At 39.0% G+C, this 19,771-nt stretch carries 17 protein-coding genes and 2 pseudogenes; 9 read left to right on the top strand and 10 right to left on the bottom strand.

From position 1 onward, the window contains the following. The first annotated feature begins 7 nt into the window (after positions 1 to 7). The 4 genes from yycJ to rlmH all read left to right on the top strand — a co-directional run bounded on the left by yycJ (position 8) and on the right by rlmH (position 2,964). Positions 8 to 802 (top strand): exodeoxyribonuclease YycJ, encoded by a 795-nt coding sequence (gene yycJ, locus RI196_RS18330; RefSeq protein WP_130158225.1) that lies wholly within the window; start codon positions 8 to 10, stop codon positions 800 to 802. A gap of 120 nt (positions 803 to 922) precedes the next feature. Next, positions 923 to 2,146 (top strand): S1C family serine protease, encoded by a 1,224-nt coding sequence (locus RI196_RS18325; protein ID WP_130158227.1) that lies wholly within the window; start codon positions 923 to 925, stop codon positions 2,144 to 2,146. A 57-nt stretch (positions 2,147 to 2,203) separates the two neighbouring features. Beyond that, complete coding sequence (locus RI196_RS18320) at positions 2,204 to 2,359, top strand: CxxH/CxxC protein (RefSeq protein WP_130158229.1); 156 nt, start codon at positions 2,204 to 2,206, stop codon at positions 2,357 to 2,359. Positions 2,360 to 2,484: 125 nt separating this feature from the next. Further along, on the top strand, positions 2,485 to 2,964 hold the full coding sequence (gene rlmH / locus RI196_RS18315; protein WP_130158231.1) for a 23S rRNA (pseudouridine(1915)-N(3))-methyltransferase RlmH: 480 nt from the start codon (positions 2,485 to 2,487) through the stop codon (positions 2,962 to 2,964). Positions 2,965 to 3,213: 249 nt separating this feature from the next. On the opposite strand, the gene RI196_RS18310 is transcribed toward rlmH, so the two are convergent. The 6 genes and pseudogenes from RI196_RS18310 to RI196_RS18285 form a co-directional block, all read right to left on the bottom strand. After that, a complete protein-coding gene (locus RI196_RS18310) occupies positions 3,214 to 3,897 on the bottom strand; it encodes a recombinase zinc beta ribbon domain-containing protein (protein ID WP_311066705.1) in 684 nt (227 codons plus the stop codon). A 79-nt stretch (positions 3,898 to 3,976) separates the two neighbouring features. After that, positions 3,977 to 5,059: pseudogene (locus tag RI196_RS18305) on the bottom strand (IS1634 family transposase); the annotation flags it as partial. Positions 5,060 to 5,275: 216 nt separating this feature from the next. Continuing rightward, a protein-coding gene (locus RI196_RS18300) for an IS3 family transposase (RefSeq protein ID WP_445958365.1) occupies positions 5,276 to 6,422 on the bottom strand; the annotation gives its coding sequence in 2 pieces (ribosomal slippage) (positions 5,276 to 6,152 and positions 6,151 to 6,422; 1,149 coding nt in all). A 177-nt stretch (positions 6,423 to 6,599) separates the two neighbouring features. After that, positions 6,600 to 7,892: a CitMHS family transporter gene (locus tag RI196_RS18295; protein WP_311066702.1), complete on the bottom strand. Its 1,293-nt coding sequence runs from the start codon at positions 7,890 to 7,892 to the stop codon at positions 6,600 to 6,602. Between the two features lie 100 nt (positions 7,893 to 7,992). After that, on the bottom strand, positions 7,993 to 8,703 hold the full coding sequence (locus RI196_RS18290; RefSeq protein WP_311066701.1) for a response regulator: 711 nt from the start codon (positions 8,701 to 8,703) through the stop codon (positions 7,993 to 7,995). Continuing rightward, positions 8,700 to 10,322 (bottom strand): ATP-binding protein, encoded by a 1,623-nt coding sequence (locus RI196_RS18285; RefSeq protein ID WP_311066700.1) that lies wholly within the window; start codon positions 10,320 to 10,322, stop codon positions 8,700 to 8,702. The genes RI196_RS18290 and RI196_RS18285 overlap by 4 nt, the downstream gene beginning before the upstream one ends. Before the next feature lie 114 nt (positions 10,323 to 10,436). On the opposite strand from RI196_RS18285, the pseudogene RI196_RS18695 reads away from it, so the two are divergent. Next, a pseudogene (locus RI196_RS18695) lies at positions 10,437 to 10,580 on the top strand (restriction endonuclease subunit S); the annotation flags it as partial. Positions 10,581 to 10,627: 47 nt separating this feature from the next. On the opposite strand, the gene tnpC reads toward RI196_RS18695, so the two are convergent. The 4 genes from tnpC to RI196_RS18265 form a co-directional block, all read right to left on the bottom strand. Next, positions 10,628 to 12,205, bottom strand: coding sequence for an IS66 family transposase (tnpC, locus tag RI196_RS18280; RefSeq protein WP_094245431.1), 1,578 nt, complete (start codon positions 12,203 to 12,205; stop codon positions 10,628 to 10,630). A 61-nt stretch (positions 12,206 to 12,266) separates the two neighbouring features. Beyond that, positions 12,267 to 12,623, bottom strand: coding sequence for an IS66 family insertion sequence element accessory protein TnpB (gene tnpB / locus RI196_RS18275; RefSeq protein ID WP_003352857.1), 357 nt, complete (start codon positions 12,621 to 12,623; stop codon positions 12,267 to 12,269). After that, complete coding sequence (gene tnpA / locus RI196_RS18270) at positions 12,617 to 12,937, bottom strand: IS66 family insertion sequence element accessory protein TnpA (RefSeq protein WP_311066699.1); 321 nt, start codon at positions 12,935 to 12,937, stop codon at positions 12,617 to 12,619. The genes tnpB and tnpA overlap by 7 nt, the downstream gene beginning before the upstream one ends. An 833-nt stretch (positions 12,938 to 13,770) precedes the next feature. Beyond that, a complete protein-coding gene (locus tag RI196_RS18265; RefSeq protein WP_375338774.1) occupies positions 13,771 to 13,923 on the bottom strand; it encodes a hypothetical protein in 153 nt (50 codons plus the stop codon). Positions 13,924 to 14,147: 224 nt separating this feature from the next. Between RI196_RS18265 and RI196_RS18260 the strand changes: the two genes are divergently transcribed. The 4 genes from RI196_RS18260 (at position 14,148) to RI196_RS18245 (ending at position 19,490) form a co-directional block, all read left to right on the top strand. Further along, a complete protein-coding gene (locus RI196_RS18260; RefSeq protein WP_311066698.1) occupies positions 14,148 to 15,764 on the top strand; it encodes a lactate permease LctP family transporter in 1,617 nt (538 codons plus the stop codon). Between the two features lie 31 nt (positions 15,765 to 15,795). Next, a complete protein-coding gene (locus RI196_RS18255) occupies positions 15,796 to 16,743 on the top strand; it encodes an L-lactate dehydrogenase (RefSeq protein WP_130158235.1) in 948 nt (315 codons plus the stop codon). A 918-nt stretch (positions 16,744 to 17,661) separates the two neighbouring features. Then, a complete protein-coding gene (locus RI196_RS18250) occupies positions 17,662 to 18,678 on the top strand; it encodes an ATP-binding cassette domain-containing protein (RefSeq protein WP_311066697.1) in 1,017 nt (338 codons plus the stop codon). Next, positions 18,675 to 19,490 carry an ABC transporter permease gene (locus tag RI196_RS18245; protein WP_311066696.1) on the top strand — a complete coding sequence of 272 codons (816 nt, stop codon included), beginning with the start codon at positions 18,675 to 18,677 and terminating at the stop codon, positions 19,488 to 19,490. Before RI196_RS18250 ends, RI196_RS18245 begins: the two co-directional genes overlap by 4 nt. Positions 19,491 to 19,771 lie beyond the last annotated feature (281 nt).

Genomic DNA, 19,771 nt, shown 5'->3' with positions numbered 1-19,771 from the left:
GAAGGAAATGAGCCTTAATTTCAGTGTTCTTGCGAGCGGCAGCACAGGGAATGCCATTTATGTAGAAACAGATGAACATTCCCTGTTAATCGATGCAGGATTAAGTGGTAAACAAATGGAAAATTTGTTTCAAGAAATTCAACGGGACATAAAAAATTTAAGCGGTATATTAGTCACCCATGAGCATAGCGATCACATCAAGGGACTTGGAATTTTAGCGAGAAAATACGAAATTCCGATTTTCGCGAATGAAAAAACGTGGAAAGCAATGGAGAGAGAAATCGGCGAAATTCATTTAGAACAAAAGTTTACTTTTGAAATCGGCGAAACGAAATCGTTTGGAAGTTTAGAGGTTGAATCATTTGGCGTTTCCCATGATGCAGCAGAACCAATGTTTTTTGTGTTTCACCACCGTGGAAAAAAACTAGCGTTAATTACTGATACTGGATATGTAAGCGACAGAATGAAAGGGATCATACGCGGTGCAGATGTTTTTATTTTTGAAAGCAACCATGACGTAGAAATGCTGCGAATGTGCCGGTATCCTTGGAATGTAAAACGAAGAATTTTATCTGATGTTGGACATGTTTCAAATGAAGATGCTGCACTTGCTATGGCTGATGTCATTGGCGACAAGACGAAACGAATTTATTTGGCGCATTTAAGTAAAGAAAATAATATGAAAGAGCTCGCACGAATGTCTGTCCAGCAAGTATTAGAGAAAAAAGGATTCGTTGTCGGAGAACAATTTGAATTATATGATACAGATCCAAAGAAACCGACGCCTCTCGTAGCTGTTTAAATGTTTGAATTTCCCCATCGTTGGGTATGTTAATGTTGTCATATATTTTTCCTGCCAGCTCGCGTTATACTATAATAATGTAGATAAAATCATTCGTCATCGGAAAGGAATGATGAGGCGATGGGATATTATGATGATGATTTTGAACGGTATAATAACAGAAAACAAAGGGGAAACTGGGGCGGATCATTATTGGCTGGGTTAATCGGAGCCGTGTTAGGCGCGTTATTAGTTATTTTCTCCCTTCCAGCATTAGCACAATTCAATATTCTTCCATATAATCTGAACATCAGTCCAGAGCAAAATGAGGAAGGGGAAACAGGAAATGTCCAAGGGCCAGTCAAAACAGTAAATGTAAATGTGAATTCAGCAGTTACAGAAGCAGTTAATAAAGTGAGTGATGCGGTTGTCGGAGTCGTCAATATTCAGCAAGTAAGCTTCTGGGATCAAACACAAGAGGGAGAAGCAGGAACAGGATCAGGGGTCATCTACAAAAAGGAAGGCGATAAAGCCTATATTGTAACAAATCATCATGTTGTAGCCGGAGCGCATCAATTGGAAGTTGTATTAAACGACGAAACACGCATTCCCGCTGAACTTGTCGGCAGTGATCAGCTGATGGATTTAGCAGTATTGGTTGTGGATGCAAAGCATGTTAAGAAGGTTGCTGAATTCGGCAATTCGGACACAGTCAAACCGGGTGAGCCGGTGTTGGCAATCGGAAACCCGCTCGGCTTGCAATTTGCTGGGTCTGTTACACAAGGGATTATTTCTGGAACAGAACGGACCATTCCTGTTGATATTGATGAAAACGGAACAGTGGATTGGCAGGCGGAAGTGCTGCAGACGGATGCCGCGATTAATCCAGGAAACAGCGGCGGAGCACTTGTGAATTTAGACGGGAAAGTAATTGGAATTAATTCCATGAAAATTGCTGAATCCGCGGTGGAAGGAATCGGACTGTCTATCCCAATTAACATTGCAATTCCGATTATTAATGATCTTGAAAAATTCGGCGAAGTGAAGCGTCCATATATGGGAATCGGTCTTCAGTCTCTTGAAGACATCCCAAGCTATTATTGGGAAGAGGCATTAAATTTGCCAAAGGGCGTTAAAAACGGCGTGATTGTGATGAGTGTTGAGCCGATGTCGCCAGCTCAACGCGCAGGTTTGAGAGAGAAGGACGTAATTATAGAGCTTGCTGGGAAAAAGGTTGAAAATGTTCTCCAGCTTCGAAAGCAGCTATACAGCCAAAAGGTTGGAAGCACAGTGGAAGTAAAATTCTATCGAAATGGCGAGTTGAAAACAGTGAAGCTGAAGCTCGTTGAACAAAAATCTTTTTAAAGAACAGGAAGGCGGAATCAGCTTTCCTGTTTTCATTATGGGGTAGGAGGATTATAAATGTATTGCTGCGAGGATCATATTGATTTAGCAATCGACATGTATGTAGACCAGTATGAAACAGCACCAAATATTCAAAAAATTAAATTTAATCACAGCTTATCCACAACCTGTGAATTGTGCAAAAAAACCGCAGTATATATAGTTGGGAACTGATTTTCGGGCACGAAATATAGAGGTGTTCATCCACAATTGTGGATAAAATCTGTGGAATATTTGTTATTTTGTGTGGGAAATAGTTATCAACATGTTGATAAAATAAAAAAGGGGAAATATGAAAGTTGAACATTCAAATTATAGCGATTGGGAAGCTGAAGGAAAAATATTTAAAGCAGGGAATCGACGAATATTTAAAGCGTCTTTCATCGTACGCAAAAGTTGACATCATTGAACTTCCTGATGAAAAGGCTCCTGAACAAATAAGCCCGCAGGAAATGGAACTAATCAAAAACAAAGAAGGCGAACGAATTTTAGCCAAAATCCCGTCCGATGCATACGTCATCGCCCTTGCCATTGAAGGCAAGATGAAATCCTCGGAAGAGTTCGCACATAGTATAGATAAACTGGCCACATACGGAAAAAGCAAAATCGCCTTTCTAATCGGAGGCTCTCTCGGCTTAAGTAAAGAGGTAATGAAACGGGCGGACGAAGCCCTTTCGTTTTCCAAAATGACCTTCCCCCACCAGCTCATGCGTCTAATTTTGCTCGAACAAATCTACCGTGCTTTTCGCATAAATAGGGGAGAACCGTACCATAAATAGAGGCAAAAATTGTTGAAGATAAGGTGGAATTTTATTGTCGGAAGCGGGTATTGGCTGTGGATAATCAGTTTCATTATCCGCTTCACGATACAACATGTGGATAAGTATAAAGGTTTTAGATATGTTGACTTCTGTAAAATCGAATTCAAGTTCAATGTTTTTAATGGTTCTTGATTTTCCTGTTTGTTTAATTGTAATTTTATCGATCAATAACTGAAGTAGCTGTTTTTGATTTTCTCTTGATGTCAGTTAATAAACGAATAGAAATTTTTCAAGCAGCATTTCAATAAGCTCCGGTTGAATAACTTTTGAATCAGAAGAACTCAAATGTACTGCAATCTCATTTTTCTTCTGTTCTAATTCTCTTTTTTCATTGGAAACCTTTTGTAATCTTTCTTGTAGGATATCTATCGGGAGTGTATTCTTTTCAAAAGCTTCCATATATTTGTCTTGCAATTGCTGGATTTCTAACAAGCGGTTTTCAATCTGTTCTAGTTCTTTATTCAGTTTGTTTAGAGAACTAGCAGAACTTGAATTTATTTCTTTTAATGTTTTATATAGCTTTTGCTTATTGGTAACGAGTTTTTCAATTCTATTAATAACCTCGTCCTCTGCTTCATACGCTTTTATGGAATTCGCTTTACATGCTGCAGATCCTTTATTATGGAAATTACTACAAACATAATAACGATGTTTTCGTTTCGTCCCATCCTTTCTTGTATATGTCGTAATGGAAGGGACCATTCCTTGACCGCAATCAGGGCAACGCAAAAGACTGCTAAGTAAAAAAGGTTCATTCGATTGGCGCTGTTTAAATGATTTGCTTTTTCTTCTTGCTTGAACTAAACTCCATAATTCATCTGAAATGATGGCTTCATGCTGCCCCTCAACAATGATAGGGTCAGGATTCTTTCCTTTTCTTCTCTTACTCAAGTTTGACAGAGTACACTAAAGAAAAGCCCGAAAATACTGGTGTTTTGGACTTTACCCACAACACGTACCACTACACTTGTTAGTGGCACGTGTTTTTTTCTAATACTCTAGGAGGCGCTTGTGTGACAAGTGCTTCAAATGCTAGATTTGCTTGACCTTGTAATTCTGTACGAACGATTTGCTCTTCACCATTCACGCGTATTTTCGAGGCCTTCACCTGGCTTACATCATGCAAAATATCCTTTACACTTGTTTGGCATCCTATTTCTTTTAGCTTATAGGCCAAAAAGGATTCCATGACAAGCGCAAGGAAACAAACCATGATATGGCCTCGAATACGAGATTCCACTCGATGGTACATCGGGCGAAGTTCTAGATTCGACTTCAGGTTACGAAAGGCTTGTTCCACTCTCCACAACTCTTTATAGGCAAGTGCTGCCTCTTCATCCGTTAATGACGAGTTGGTACGAATGGCGTACTTTCCGTCAAACTTTTCGTCATTGGATACCTTCTCTTCATCAATTTTGGCCGATGCTTTTTCTATCGTTAAAAACTTGGAATACGCACGGTTTTTGACGAGTCCAGATGGACCGAGTTCATCAAGCTTCGATTGAAGGTTTTCTAACACGACTTGACGACTCGCTCGATCACGTTCTTCAGCGTCCGGATTGTAACAGAGTACATACGTTTCGCCATCGATTTTCTTTGACTTCACTTTTAGATTCGGGAGAACCTTCTTATATGGCCCACGGATGGATAATAGCTCTTGGGCTTTCTTCGACTTTCGTAATTTGACACCCACAATATATTCCATGCCCAGTTCACGAATTTGATCTAAGTTGGCTTCACTAACCATTCCGCGGTCTCCCACTAGAATGACTTTCTGAATAGGATAGCGCTTCTTCAGGTCTTCAACCACCATGCCAAATGTCTTCGTATCATGCATGTTTCCAGGGAAGACTTGATGTCCAATCGGAATCCCTGTTTTGGTCATTAATAAGCCAATCACGACTTGTTTTCGATCTCCACGATGATCTTTGGAGTAACCATAGTGAGCCAGCAGTTCGTCTGCTTCCTCTCCTTCGAAATAGGTGCTTGTCGTGTCGTAAAACACGATATCTACTTCTAATGAAGTTAAATCGGTTAAATGTCCATAAAGTTGTGTAATGCACCCCTTTGTCAAGACACAAATTGATAATATTTAAGTTATCCATTCTCTCCTTTCGCTATGAATGTGGTGCGTGTACGATAAAGGCTTGACATGGAGCCTCTACGGGCACGATTTTTTGCGCTGGAGCGACGGACAGATAACATCGCATGGCTAAAACAGCCTATCATGCCCGTCTCTCCATATAAAGCCTCTCATCACGTTCGATGGTTAGGATGCTTGAACCATCTTAGGTTGCTTGTACACTGTTGCTGGCGTCAAATAGTCCAAGGATTGGTGAGGTCGGTCTGTATTATAGAACGTAACATAACGTCGAATGCCTTTTCGCAACTCTTTAGGATTCTCGAATTCATTGAGATAGATACATTCATACTTTAAAGCTCTAAAGAATCGTTCCGTACGACTATTGTCTGTTGCTCGTCCTTTGCCATCCATTGATACCTGGATGCCATACTCTTTCAACAGCCCGAGATAGTCAGCGTTTGTAAAATGGCTGCCCTGGTCACTATTGATGATGGCCGGCTTACCATGACGCAATGCCCGCTTCAGACAGTCGATGACAAATCCTTTCTCCAGCGTACTAGATAACTCGTAATCGATCACTTTGCGGCTGAACCAGTCGATGATGGTAAACAGGTACATAAAGCCCCGTCCCATACGAAGGTAGGTGATATCCACTCCCCACACATGGTTCGGATGGGTGATCTCCCATCCACGGAGCAGGTAAGGCCGGCAGTACTTGGCATGTAGCCTCTTACTAAGGTTGGGTTTTGGGTAAATAGCTTGTATACCCATAAGGCGCATGAGACGGCGTACGCGTTTACGATTCACATCAAATCCTTTCTCACGAAGTTTCGCAGTCATGCGCCTGTAGCCAAAGTAGGGATGAGCTGTATAAAGCATATCCATTTCGTGCATGAGCATGATGTTTTCTGAGCTTTCTGTTTGCCCCTTTGATTGGCGATACACGCTAGTACGATGAATACCTAATAACTGTGCCTGACGCTTGATGCTGATCGATGGGTGATTGAATTCGACCATAGCCTTTCGTTCGTCAACAGACTTATTTGAGTCCAGATTTTTTTTTCAGCCAGTCAACTTCAACCGTTAACTGACCTACCAATTTCTCTAAATTTTCTTGTTTGGCCTCATATTCTTTACGGATTTTATCCACTTCGCTTGAGCCTTTTTCAAAGACCATCGAGGATCGTTCTAGAAATTCTGCTTTCCAACGACTGACCATGACTGGGCTTAATTCATATTTGGCGGCTATTTCATTGACGGTTTGCTCTTCACGCAACACCTCAAGAACCACCTTAGCTTTAAATTCTGCGGTATATCGGTTTCTTTTTTTCATGGTATCATTATAACTTATTTATCACGCTCATGTGTCTCACCTTATGGGAGCATTATAAAAAGGCTTGTCCATTCGGGAACAACAAATTTATTTTTAACGCTTGTAGATAAATATTTTTCAAACTTCCCATCTAAAAATAGTAATCCTCGATACACTACAATCTTATCGCTTAAAGGTTTAAATTAATCCCATAATATATGAAACAATTAACAATACAATACTTACTCCCCATAACCAGAAGAAAGAATAGCGAATATGCTTACCCATTTCAAGTCCTGCAAGACCTAAAGCAAGCCATAAAGCTGGTGAGAAAGGGCTGACAAAAGTTCCAACAATATTTCCCACAATCATGGCGTAGGTAGTTGATAATGAAGGAATACCAAATGTTAAACCAATTTGTTCTGCTACAGGTAATAAGGCAAAATAGTAAGCATCCGTACTTAATAATAAATCAAAAGGCATACCTAAAAATCCAATAATTAAATGGATATACGGAGAAATCGCATTCGGGATTATTTTAACTGTATCCGTCGCAATCGAATCTAGCATACCTGTACCAGTTAAAATTCCTAAAAACGACCCAGCCGCTAAAATAATCGTACCCATCGTTAAAGCATTTCCTGCATGTTTTCTGATCGTCTCGTTTTGCTCGTCGGCGGTGCTGAAGTTGACAATCAGTGCGATACTTAATGCGATCATAAATACTAAACCTGCAGGGAGTACACCCCAAACTAGCATAATAACGACTAAAATAGTTAATAGTAGGTTAAACCATAAAAACTTCGGTTTTTCCTCTTTTTTACTAACTTGTTCCTTAACCTCTTCTATCACAAAACTTGTAGATCCGTATTTTCTTTCGATTCTTCGCTTCTCCATCAATCCTAAAAATATCGCTAGTCCAATCATTAATAACATACCGATTACTTGAATAGGAATAAGCGGTCTCCACAATTCAGTGACATTCATTTCTAAGACAGCAGCAGCCCTTCCTAAAGGTCCAGCCCAAGGGAGCATGTTCATAATACTCGCACTACCACCAATTAGTAGTAACATGAAGTATGGATTCATTTTCATCCGTTGATAAAGCGGTAACAATGCTGGGATCGTAATTAAGAACGTTGAAGCTCCTGAACCATCTAAATGAGCGATAGCCGCAATAATAACTGTTCCGACACTGATTGTAACAACGTTTCCTTGCGTAATTTGTATCATCCGATTAATGAGTGGATCGAACAATCCAACTTGTTGCATTAAACCGAAATAAAGAATCGCAAAGATAAACATAATAGCGACGTTCATTACTTTTTCGGCGCCTTCAGTAAAGAAGCCCCCAATATCAGCTAACCCAAACCCCGTCACAAGTGCTGCGATAATCGGAATAATAATTAACGGTATAATTGGAATCGTTTTCCCTCTTAATAAAATTGCAACGATAATAACAATCGTGATGAATCCTACAATACTTAACATAAATAAATCCCCCTTCCATGTAAGACGTTCAAAAAACATTGTACCCGCTTACATAGAGAGTGGAAATATTCCATGAATATATTTTATTAACAAAATAAAACTAGTTTTGTTTATTTTGTTCACGAAGTATGTAAATTCTTTGTGGTCTTCCTACCTGGCCGTAATGCACTGTAGCTTCGACGAGTTTTTCTGCATCTAAATATTCTAAGTAACGCCGAGCTGTTGAGCGACTTATCCCAATTTCTTTAGCTAATAATTGTGCAGTAATATAGTTTTGATTGAAAGTAGACAACGTAGCTTTTACTTTTTCTAATGTTAATTGATCAATTCCCATAGGGAGTTCTGAACCCTTATTTGATAAGCCTTTTCTATTAGAGTTTTTCATATTAAATAGCTTATCTAAATCTTCTTGATTCCATTCCTCTTTGTCGAAAACCATTTCCTCGTGAAATTTACGAAAGCTTTTTTGTAATCGGTTTTTATCAATTGGTTTTATTAAATAATCATAAACACCGAGTAACTTCGCTGCTTTGACCGTTTGATGATCCTTAGCAGCTGATGCGATAATAATGTTACAATACGGGTATTGTTTACGCAATAGCTCTAGAAATTCAATTCGATCTACATCAGGGATATACATATCTAACAAAATAATATCCGGTAAATCCGTGGCAGAAGAGAGAAAGTCGATCGCCTCAGATGCATTTAGAGCCGTATGAACAACGTGACAAAACGGAAGTTGTTCAACCATTTCCTTATGGATATTCGCGATACGAAAGTCGTCTTCAATAATCAACGTTTTTATACTCATTTATGTTCTCCTTTCTTAGGTAGAAAAACGATAAATCTCGCTCCTCCTAAGTCACTTTCGTCAATGATAATTTCACCCTTCACCGAATGGACAGATTGCTTGACGATATATAAACCTTTTCCATGTTGGGCAGGGTCTTTTGTTGTAACACCGTCTTCAAAAATACGGTCTATTATCATTTCAGGAATCCCTTCTCCATTATCATCAATTTCAATAATAAGATTGGTACCAACGTCGGTTATGTGCAAAAGAACGTAAGGTGTATCCTTTGATAAAACAGCTGCAAAAGCATTGTCGATTAAATTACCTAAGGTAACTAACATAACGTCACGTATTTTGTCATTTGTAATTTTGTCTAAGTGGCTGTTTTCTTCGAGTTCAAAGGAGATTCCTTTTTCATTAGCGATATTGTACTTTGCAATTAGTAAAGCTTGGATAATGGGATCTTTAATTTGCTCATCTAAAGAAGGATAATATGTAATCGAGGTATCGTTTAAATCTTTAATGAACTGTTTCGCCTCATCATATTGCTCTAATTGCAATAAACCATATAAGGTATGAATTTTATTTGAAAACTCATGAGTCTGAGCACGTAAGCCTTCAGAATATTGCTTAATTGAAGTGAGCTCTTTGGTTACTTTTTCTAAATCGGTTTTCTTACGGAAAGTAGCGACTGCACCGTATAATTCGTGACCTTTCTTTAATGGCATGACGTTTAATAAAACAGGCTCATTATTTAACATGTATTCCATATCCTCCGGTGGTATTTCTTCCGTCGCATAGCGAAGTAGAGGCAGAGAAACAACTTCTTCTAACGGCTTACCAATCATCTTCGCATCTAATTGTAAAATATGCATTGCTGATATATTCATTAATGTTATTTTATTGTCTGAATCTACAGCGATAATTCCTTCCTTAGCCGATTCTAAAATAGCTTCCCGCTGTAACAGGAGGGAGGCGATTTCCTCCGGTTCCATCTTATGCAATATATGTTTTAAATGACGAGCGATAAGGTAGGAACCAAATATTCCGATTACTAAAAAAATAAATAACAAGATTAAAATAGGTACATATTGTTTCCAAACGAGCCGGTTTACCTCATCTAATAAATAACCAACTGAAACGACACCGACAATTTCACCGTCTTTGATAATTGGGGCCTTTCCTCGAATTGATAGACCGATACTTCCTTCTTTTAGAGATGTATATGATTCACCTTTTTCCAAGGCACGTTCATTATCATCACCGACCATCTTCTTGCCGATTCTATTTGGAATTGGGTGCGCAATACGAATTTCATTGCGATCGCCGACGACGATAAATTGAGCATCGATCTTCTGTTGGACTTTGTTCGTATAGTCCTGGATTGAAGCGGTAGGATTTTCTTCATCGAAAGCCTCGATGATACTAGGTGAAGTTGCAAGTGACTCCGCAACAGCGAGAGCTTTGTTACCAATTTCTTCACGTATGTTTTGTGACGTCATAAAATGAAAGTAAATCGATAACGCAATAAATATAATAAAAATTAACACATTAATTAATAAGGTGACCCGAGTCTGGAATTTAATTTTTCTATACCATCGGCGTATTTTTTCCACTAAATTCACCAACTTATTCATCGCTATTTGCCTTTTATTATAAGAGATATTCCAATTTCATAGAAATCTAATGGTACCGTAGCGTCTGATCATGTTACTGTATTAAAGAATGAAAACTTAAACGAGTATAATAGTCAATTTATCATTCCCATTTTAAATCGTTTGAAAGATAAATATTCTTTTAATCGTGAGATAAATAATACACGATTAAAAAATGAAACGATCATATTGCCTATGAACAAAAAAGGTGAACCTGATTGGTCTTTCATGGAACAATAGTAAGCGTAAAATAATCCCCACCTTTTAATGATAGGGATTAAATACTATTATTGTGATAAGTTATTAAAAACCCGACAATTCAAAGGAATTGTTTTGGACCAAGGAAGTAGTTGATCAAGCTCATCCATATTGCTTATATCCATATTGGGAAGCCTTTCAAATAAGTAGCGAAGATAATAAAATGGATTTAATTTATTCTCTTTTGCTGTCTCCACAATACTGTAAATGATTGAGCTGGCCTTAGCTCCTTTCGGAGTATTGCTAAAAATCCAGTTCTTCCTTCCGATCACAAATGGTTTAATGGATCGTTCACTTCGATTATTATCGATTTCTAATCGTCCATCCTCTAAAAATGCCACGAGTTTTTCCCATTGGTTGAGGCAGTATGTAATGGCTTGACCTAATAGACTCTTTGGTAAAACATTGCTTTTCTCTGTTTTTAGCCATGCTGAAAAAGCCTCCAACAATGGTTGGCTGTGTTTAAGTCGTTTTTTATATCGTTCTTCTGGTGTACATTCTTTCAAATCACGCTCGATGGCAAATAGCTGATTACAGAAATTGAGTCCTTCCCGAGCTGTGACTGCTGAATGACGTTTGGATTCAGGAAGTACGTTTAAAGCCTCATCGAACTTTCTGCGGGCATGAGCCCAACATCCAACTAATGTTACGCCGGATACCTTATGGTATCCTGCATATCCATCGACATGCAGGTATCCTTTAAACCCTTTTAGGAATTCTTTGGCATGTTCTCCTGCTCTAGTTTCCTGATAGTCATAAAGGACAAGTGGTGGATCCTCTCTTCCAGTCCGATAAAGCCACATGTAAGATTTCGATGTGCTTGACCTTCCAGGTTCATGTAAAACCTGAACAGTTGTTTCATCCGCATGTAGAATGTCTTTAGAGAGGAGATGCTCTTTCATTCGTTGATAAATTGGCGCAAGCCATTTTTCGGCACCATAAAGCATCCAATTGGCCATGGTTTGCCTGGATAAGATCACACCTAATCGTTTGAACTGTTGTTCTTGGCGATATAGAGGTAGCCCCTCTACATATTTTTGATTCATAATATATGCCATGCTTGACGGTGAAGCTAAACTTTTTGGATACACAGATTTTGGGGCAGGTGCTGTAACGATTGGTGTCTCTATTTCATTACGCTCACAATGACGGCATCCATAGACATATCGAACGTGTTTTAAAACTTTGACTTGAGCCGGAATAATCACTAATTCTTGTCGTACTTCTGTGCTCATTTCGTGTGTTTTTTCACCGCAACACGAACAGACCTGCTCTTCTTCGGGTAAACGATATTCAATCGTTTCCATAGGCAGGTTTTCAAACGTAGCTTGACGTTGACCACGTTTCTTTTTACGACGATATGTAATTGTTTCAACAGTTGGCTCTTCGGCTTTTACATTAGACTCTACCTCTGCTTCATTGAATAAAGGTAGTTCTAATTGATTAGGATTTGTTTTTTCGCTTGAAGAGCCAAATTTTCGTTTTTGACTAAGACGATACTGTTCTTCATACCATTGTAATTTCGCCGTCAATTCAACGATTTGCTGTTGAAGTTTTTCAATTAATTCAAATGGGTTTTGGTTAGGATTCTTTAAATTTTTCATCATGTAGTAATAATTCGACGGTTTTAGCTATTTTCCTCCAAGGTTTTTGTTAAAAGTAAAAAATTCATATAACTGTTCTAGCCTTTACTTCTGGGTGTGCTTTCTTTTGCTCCATTGCAAGACCATCCAATAACCAGCGTAATTGCCGATAACTAATTTGTATCGTTCCAGTGTCATTTTCATTTGGCCATTGAAATTTTCCTTTTTCCAATCGACGATAATAAAGCCAAAAACCATTATAGTCCCAGTGAAGAATTTTTAATTTATCTCGCTTTCGATTACAGAACACAAAATAGCTTGATGAAAAGGGATCTAAATCAAATCCCTCTTTCACCAAAGCAGCTAATCCATCAATGGATTTTCTCAAATCAGTACTTCCTTTTGCCAAGTAAACTCGTTCAGCTCTTGTACCAACTAACATGTTGATTTCAACGTCCTAACCACTTCTGAAAGAAAGGCCGGATCGAAACCAGGTTTTACTTCAATTGAAATCCCACTAATTTCAATCCGTAATGAATTTTCAACTGTTTGTGAATGATCTTCTAGGGTAACGGATGCCCATTTTGTAGACTTTCCTTGATTTTTTATTGGATTTTCAATTTTTCTTAACCAGTATTTAAACTGGTGAATACTCCATTGATTTTCCTTGCACCAGTTTACTTGAGTTTGACCGCTTTCACGATAGTCAGCGATTCGTTGTTCCCAAACCTTTCGTAATTCAGGATTCTTAGGCATAAAAAAACCTCCTTCAATTTCATCTTGAGGAGATTATCTCATGAAATTAGCACATCAAGAAGGTGTGCAAGATTTGACGCTTACCTAAAGGAGGCAATTTTATTACAACAGTCAACAATAAGAAAGGAAGTAAAAGATGCCATGAGAACTTATATAAACACCTAAAAAAGTTGTTGCAGCAATATGGTAAGTGGAAAGAAAATAAAGAGAATGAAGTGCATAAGCAATAGTTATAATTAAAAGATAGGAGAGGGAGAGATACTTATCTCTCCTAGTTTATTGTCTTCCTACCCTATCCAACGTTACGGTGAACCGTACCACAAATAGTGGTAAAGCAGAAAGTTGAAGTTGTGCTTGATAAAAAATGGTTGGCGAAAATAGTAAAATAACAGACATATAGTACCGATTTATCAAGGATATCCTTTATAAACATAGCTAAATATTATTGTCGAAAGAGGTGGACAGGTTGTTATAACTTGTCCTTCCTATCTCTCATATCTATTTAATATTCACCAAAAAAATGCCTTAAATTGCTCCTAGAATTGGAGTGAATCAAAAAAGTATGATTCATCACTACTTTTGGTGATTTTGGCAAAAAAGAAGAAAACACTTACGAAAACCTGGCAATAATGTTAGCTACCACACAAACATAAGGAGGTTTCGTAAGTGCTTTCTATATCACTAGAATTGCCAGAATTTGAAGTGATTAAACAACTTTCTTTCTCAATGAAACTAGAAGGATACCGTTTTTCAAAAAATGGTATCCTTGTGAAAGTAATTGTAATCTTTTATTCACTTTTATGCGCCAGGATTGTTTATTGGTAATATTACTTTTATTTCCGTACCTTCTTTAGGTAAACTTTCAACCTGTATATCACCTTTATGCATTTCAATGATTTTTTTACGATGGAAAGTCCTAATCCACTCCCGCCATTTGATCTGTTTCTTGATGGATCGGCTTTATAGAAACATTCAAATATGCGCATTTGAACCTCTTTTGTCATCCCAATTCCCGTATCTTTAGTGATTACCGCACTCGACATGTCTCAAAAGTTCATATTTTTTTCATATATATTGTGAAAAATTTCACAAACAGATGTTATACTAACTTTGTAAGCAAAATAAATAATTTAGGGGGAGGATGTAATACATATTGTGAAATATATCACAAAATCATTCCATCGATTTTAAAGTATAGGGGCTGAACAAGATGCATGTATGGGAGCAAGTTTATAATCCATTGGGAAATATATGGCTTTCAGCTATTATAGCTGCCGTTCCTATCATCGTTTTTATTGTTTTGCTGACAGTATTTAAATTAAAAGGCTATATAGCAGGGCTTTTCAGCATAATTGCTGCAGGCATTTTTGCCGTCTTTATTTATAAAATGCCTGCAATCTTAGTTTTGATGTCTGCGATATATGGAATTTTAGTCGGTTTATGGCCAGTAGCATCAATCGTATTTGCTGCTATTTTCCTTTATAAAATAACAGTAAAAACCGGAAAATTTGCCATTATAGAAAAAAGTATTTCTTTTATTACAGTGGATCAAAGATTGCAAGTTCTTATTGTGGCATTCTCATTTGGGGCATTTTTAGAAGGAGCTGCAGGATTTGGAGCACCCGTTGCCATAACGGCAGCCATTTTAGTAGGGCTTGGATTTAGTCCGTTATATGCAGCTGGTCTTTGTTTGATTGCAAACATAGCAGGCGGTGCATATGGAGCAATGGGGATTCCAGTAACTGTTCCCGCCCTCCTTACAAATTTGGATGGTCTAGTTGTGGGAAGATATACAGCATTGGTCCTTCCTGCATTAAGTATTGTCGTAGCATTCCTGCTGATATTTATCATTGATGGATTCAAAGGAATTAGACAAACCTTCCCAGCCATTTTAGTAAGCGGGGGTTCATTTGGGCTTACACAGGCACTTGTTCTCACTTTTTTAGGGGCAGAACTAGCAGACATCTTTGCAGCGATTGTGAGCTTAGTAGTATTAACTTTATTTTTACAAGTATGGAAGCCTAAAGAAATTTACCGTGTAAATAGAGAGAAAGCGGTAGATAAGCAGATTAAGTATTCTTTTGGGAAAATCGCTTATGCTTGGCTGCCATTTGTATTTTTAACCATATGTGTTACTTTGTTTAATCTACCATTTTTTAAAAAATTGTTTCTCCCAGGCGGTCTTTTAGAAAAGCTAGTGTTGTTGTTTCCAATTCCAGGATTGGACAACTTAGTTATAAAACATGCACCAATTGTGACGCAAGATGCTCCAATGGCTGCGGTATTTAAGTTGGATTTATTTTCATCTACGACAACAGCGATTGTAATGACAATCATTGTCGCAAGCATTCTTTTTCGCTGCAGCAATAAGCAGCTTAGAGAAATCGCAAAAGAAACTTCAAAAGAATTAGTATCACCTGTTCTAACCATTTGCAGTGTGCTTGCTTTTGCTTATATTTGTACTTACTCTGGCATGTCATCAACATTAGGCTTAGCATTTGCTTCAACAGGTAAGGTATTTCCTTTATTCTCGCCAGTGCTGGGGTGGTTAGGAGTATTTTTAACAGGTTCTGTTGTAAACAGCGGTTCCTTATTTGCTCCACTTCAAGCTGTCACTGCTTCACAAATTGGAATAGCACCTGAAACGATGGTTGCTGTCAATGTAATGGGTGGTACAATGGCTAAAATGATTTCACCTCAATCAATTGCTGTTGCAGCTGCGGCAGTTGGATTAGCAGGAAAAGAAAGTGATTTATTTAAAGTGACAATAAAATATAGTTTATGTTTGCTTGCTGTAATTGGATTAGTTAGCTGGCTACTATTTTAATCATATAACATTTTAAGGAGGATGTATAACTATGAATAAAGAAAAAGTAAATCGTGTTGTAATCGTTGGAACAGGAGCTGTAGGCTGCAGTTATGCCTATTCACTAATTAATCAGGGGGTCGTTGAGGAATTAGTTTTAATTGATATAAATGAAGCAAAAGCTGAAGGCGAGGCGATGGATCTTAATCATGGAGTGCCGTTTGCACCTTCGCCAATAAAGGTATGGAGCGGTTCTTATCAAGATTGCGCAGATGCGGACTTAGTTGTTATTACTGCGGGATTGGCACAAAAACCAGGTGAAACCCGATTGCAATTAGTTGAGAAAAATACGCGGATATTTAAACAAATTATCAAAGAGATTATGAAAAGTGGATTTAATGGCATATTTTTAGTGGCAACAAATCCAGTAGATATCTTAACTTATGTCACTTGGAAGGAGTCAGGACTGCCAAAGGAACGCGTCATTGGTTCAGGAACAGTCTTAGATTCTGCACGTCTAAGATTTGAATTAGGAAAGTATTTCAATGTGGATTCAAGAAATATTCATGCAATTATCATAGGGGAACATGGAGATACCGAGCTTCCAGTTTGGAGCCATGCCAAGATCGGAATAGAGAATCTTGATGATGTTTTAGAGCGAAAGAAAGATTTAAAGAAAGAATGTTTAGAGGAAATCTTCGTAAACGTCCGTGACGCTGCTTATCATATCATTGAGCGAAAAGGGGCGACATACTATGGAATAGGAATGTCCCTTGTCCGAATTACAAAAGCAATTCTTAAAAATGAAAATAGTATCCTGACAGTATCTTCCTATCTAGAAGGTGAATATGGACAAAATGATGTATATATTGGAGTACCTGCCAAGCTTAATCGTAACGGTGTTCAAGAAATAATCGAAATTGAACTAAACGAAAAGGAAAAAGAACAATTTAATTATTCCGTTTCAGTGCTAAAAGAAACGATAAAATCTGTCATTTAATCCAGAGACATGCTCTGTAGTGACCATTGTATCGGGAACGTTTAGGAAACAAGGATTGGGAAAACCAATTTACGATTACTAACTGCTGCGAGGCTTGTTAGGATGAAAAACTCAACAGCTTTCCAAGGACATGGGATGGTTATAATGACCGCGTTTTTCTAAGGCTTGCGGTGTTGTAAAGCTATTTGAAGGGTGATCATTACTCAGATACAAAGAACAAAATCGCTGCCTATTGTTTTTGAATGTTTGCTTTTTCTATTGAATGTGCTCTTGCATGGAGTTTCTCCTTTCAAATGTTGGATCGCATTTTCATTTTAACGGAGACCCTCTATGCAAGGGCTATTATTTTGCAAATTGCCTCTGATTTTATTTACCAACACAGTATTGTATATCACCAAAGCTTCTATACCATTCAATATACCTCAAATTCTACCTTATTTTTCCTCAGTAACTTTATCTGTTGCGCCAATCTTGGCTCGATCATTCTTTTAAAGATGATAAATGGCAGGTTCCTTCATATAAAGCTTCTGCATATTTATTTCCTATAAATATACATATATTGGATAAATAACACGGATCATTAAATTTTCTGATGAAAATTACTGCATTTGTTGCCACGTGACTATATCAGGCGAATTATATTTTACTAAAAAATAATTTGATGGATAAGCAGAGAGAAAACCAATAACGATCTATATGATATTGATGACAAAAGAAGAATGTCTATTGTTGTTTATGGACGCGACACCGATCCATTTAGGATGAACCACGCCCATAAGCGGTATAAAACTGATTCACGCTTTTGCCGGGCAAATTTCCAGCATTAACATGTTTCATCATGGGGATTCATTGTTCATATTCAGTTCATAAAAAGGTGTTACCATCACCAATGTACTTAGTTGCAGAGGAGGAAATGAAATGGGACATAGATACCAAACAGTGTCAAGCAATGGTGATTGGGCTATTGAAGCGCACGGACTCGTTAAAACTTTTGGCGATAAACGTGCGGTTGACGGCGTAAATTTGAATGTGCGCGCTGGGACAATCTACGGCGTGCTTGGGCCGAACGGGGCAGGCAAGACCACAACAGTCAGAATGCTGGCGACTTTATTGCGACCGGACGCAGGTTCGGCATACATTTTTGGTTATGATGTGGTGAAGGAGCCGCAGATCGTGCGTCAGTTGATTGGCGTGACTGGTCAATATGCATCGGTTGACGAGTCACTCAGCGCGATCGAAAATCTAGTCATCTTTTCTCGGTTGCTAGGGTTGAGCCGTACCGAGGCAAGGCGCAAAGCTCTGGAGTTGTTGGAGGAATTTGGTTTGACAGAAGCGGCGAAGCGCCCGTTGAAGCATTTCTCCGGCGGCATGCGGCGCCGGCTGGATCTGGCAGCAAGCCTTATTGCACAGCCGCCGCTCATCTTCTTAGACGAGCCGACAACAGGACTGGATCCACGCACGCGCAATCAAATGTGGGAGACGATCCGGCGATTGGTCAAGCAGGGATCAACCGTACTGTTAACAACTCAATATTTACAGGAGGCTGACGAACTAGCTGATCGAATCGCGGTGATTGATCGCGGCCGAGTCGTTGCCGAGGGAACAGCGGATGAGCTGAAAGCGTCGGTTGGCAGTTCGTCACTGCAATTGAAAATCCAAAATGTAAAAGATATCGAAAATGCCCGGCAAATTATTGAACAGGTGCTCAAAGTCCGGTCCAATGTGTCGTTGGAAACAGGAAAGATTACGGCACCGATGGCGGACGCCGACCGAGTTACGGATTTGCTGATCGCTCTTCGCGAGGCAGGGATCCGCTTGTCTGAATTGAGTGTTCAGAAGCCGACTCTTGACGAGGTCTTTTTAACCATTACTGGTCATAGTGTGAGGGAGGACACAACAGAGACATTCGATGAAACAGAGGAGGTAAGGATATGAAAAATGCTTCTAATCAGCTAGTTGCAAAGCGTCAACTAAAAAACAATACAAGCTTTGGACAGGCAGTGTGCAACTCGTTGACGATGGCCTACCGTGGTTTACTGAAGATTCGGCGTACGCCTGAGCAATTATTTGATGTCACGCTTCAGCCAATCATCTTCACCTTAATGTTTTCCTACATCTTTGGCGGGGCGATCTCGGGAAATGTGCATAGTTATTTGCCGATCATCATTCCTGGTATCCTCGTGCAGACTGTCATCGCGACATCCATTGTGACCGGAGTCCAACTGCGCGAGGATATGGATAAGGGCGTGTTCGACCGCTTTAAGTCGCTGCCTATTGCACGCATTGCTCCGTTGGCGGGAGCTCTGTTGGCAGACACCATCCGATATACCATTGCGACAGTGCTCACGTTTGTGATGGGATATATCATGGGCTATCGTCCAGAAGGAGGACTGGGTTACGTCGTCATTGCCGGGGTTTTTGTGATTGTGTGTTCTTGGGCTATCAGTTGGATCTTCGCCTTTTTTGGCGTGATTGCCCGGACGGCTTCAAGCGTACAAGGAATCTCGATGCTTGTGCTGTTTCCTCTTACGTTTCTTTCCAATGCTTTTGTGCCAGTCAAGACGATGCCCGATTGGCTCCAATGGTTTGCGAAGATTAATCCAGTTTCGCATATTATTACTGCCGTCCGTGATCTGATCAATGATGGAACTATTGGCTCAGATTTCGCCGTCTCTCTCATCGGGGCTGCATCCATCGTAGCAATCTTTGCGCCTATCACCGTCCGTGTATATATGCGCCGGGCATAAATTGGATATTGTGTATTGATCTGTTCGCGATATCCTAGTAAAAAAGCTTTTACCGAAAAATTACGGAACCTTGCTGCTTACAGAACTTTTAACACATCATATATAATTTCACATGTCTGATATAATTATTTCAGTCACTGCTGACATCCCTTCATTACCTTCCATTAAACAAGTTGCCTAACTCGGAGTATGGTATTGAAGGGATGCTGGCAAGTGGTTTTTTATATCATATATGGCCGTTTAATGACAGTGATACATTTCAGACACCAGACCAGTTTCGT

The organism is Aeribacillus composti (genome assembly GCF_031760945.1).
GTDB lineage: Bacteria > Bacillota > Bacilli > Bacillales > Aeribacillaceae > Aeribacillus > Aeribacillus composti.
This window is presented reverse-complemented; position numbering and strand designations above follow the sequence as displayed.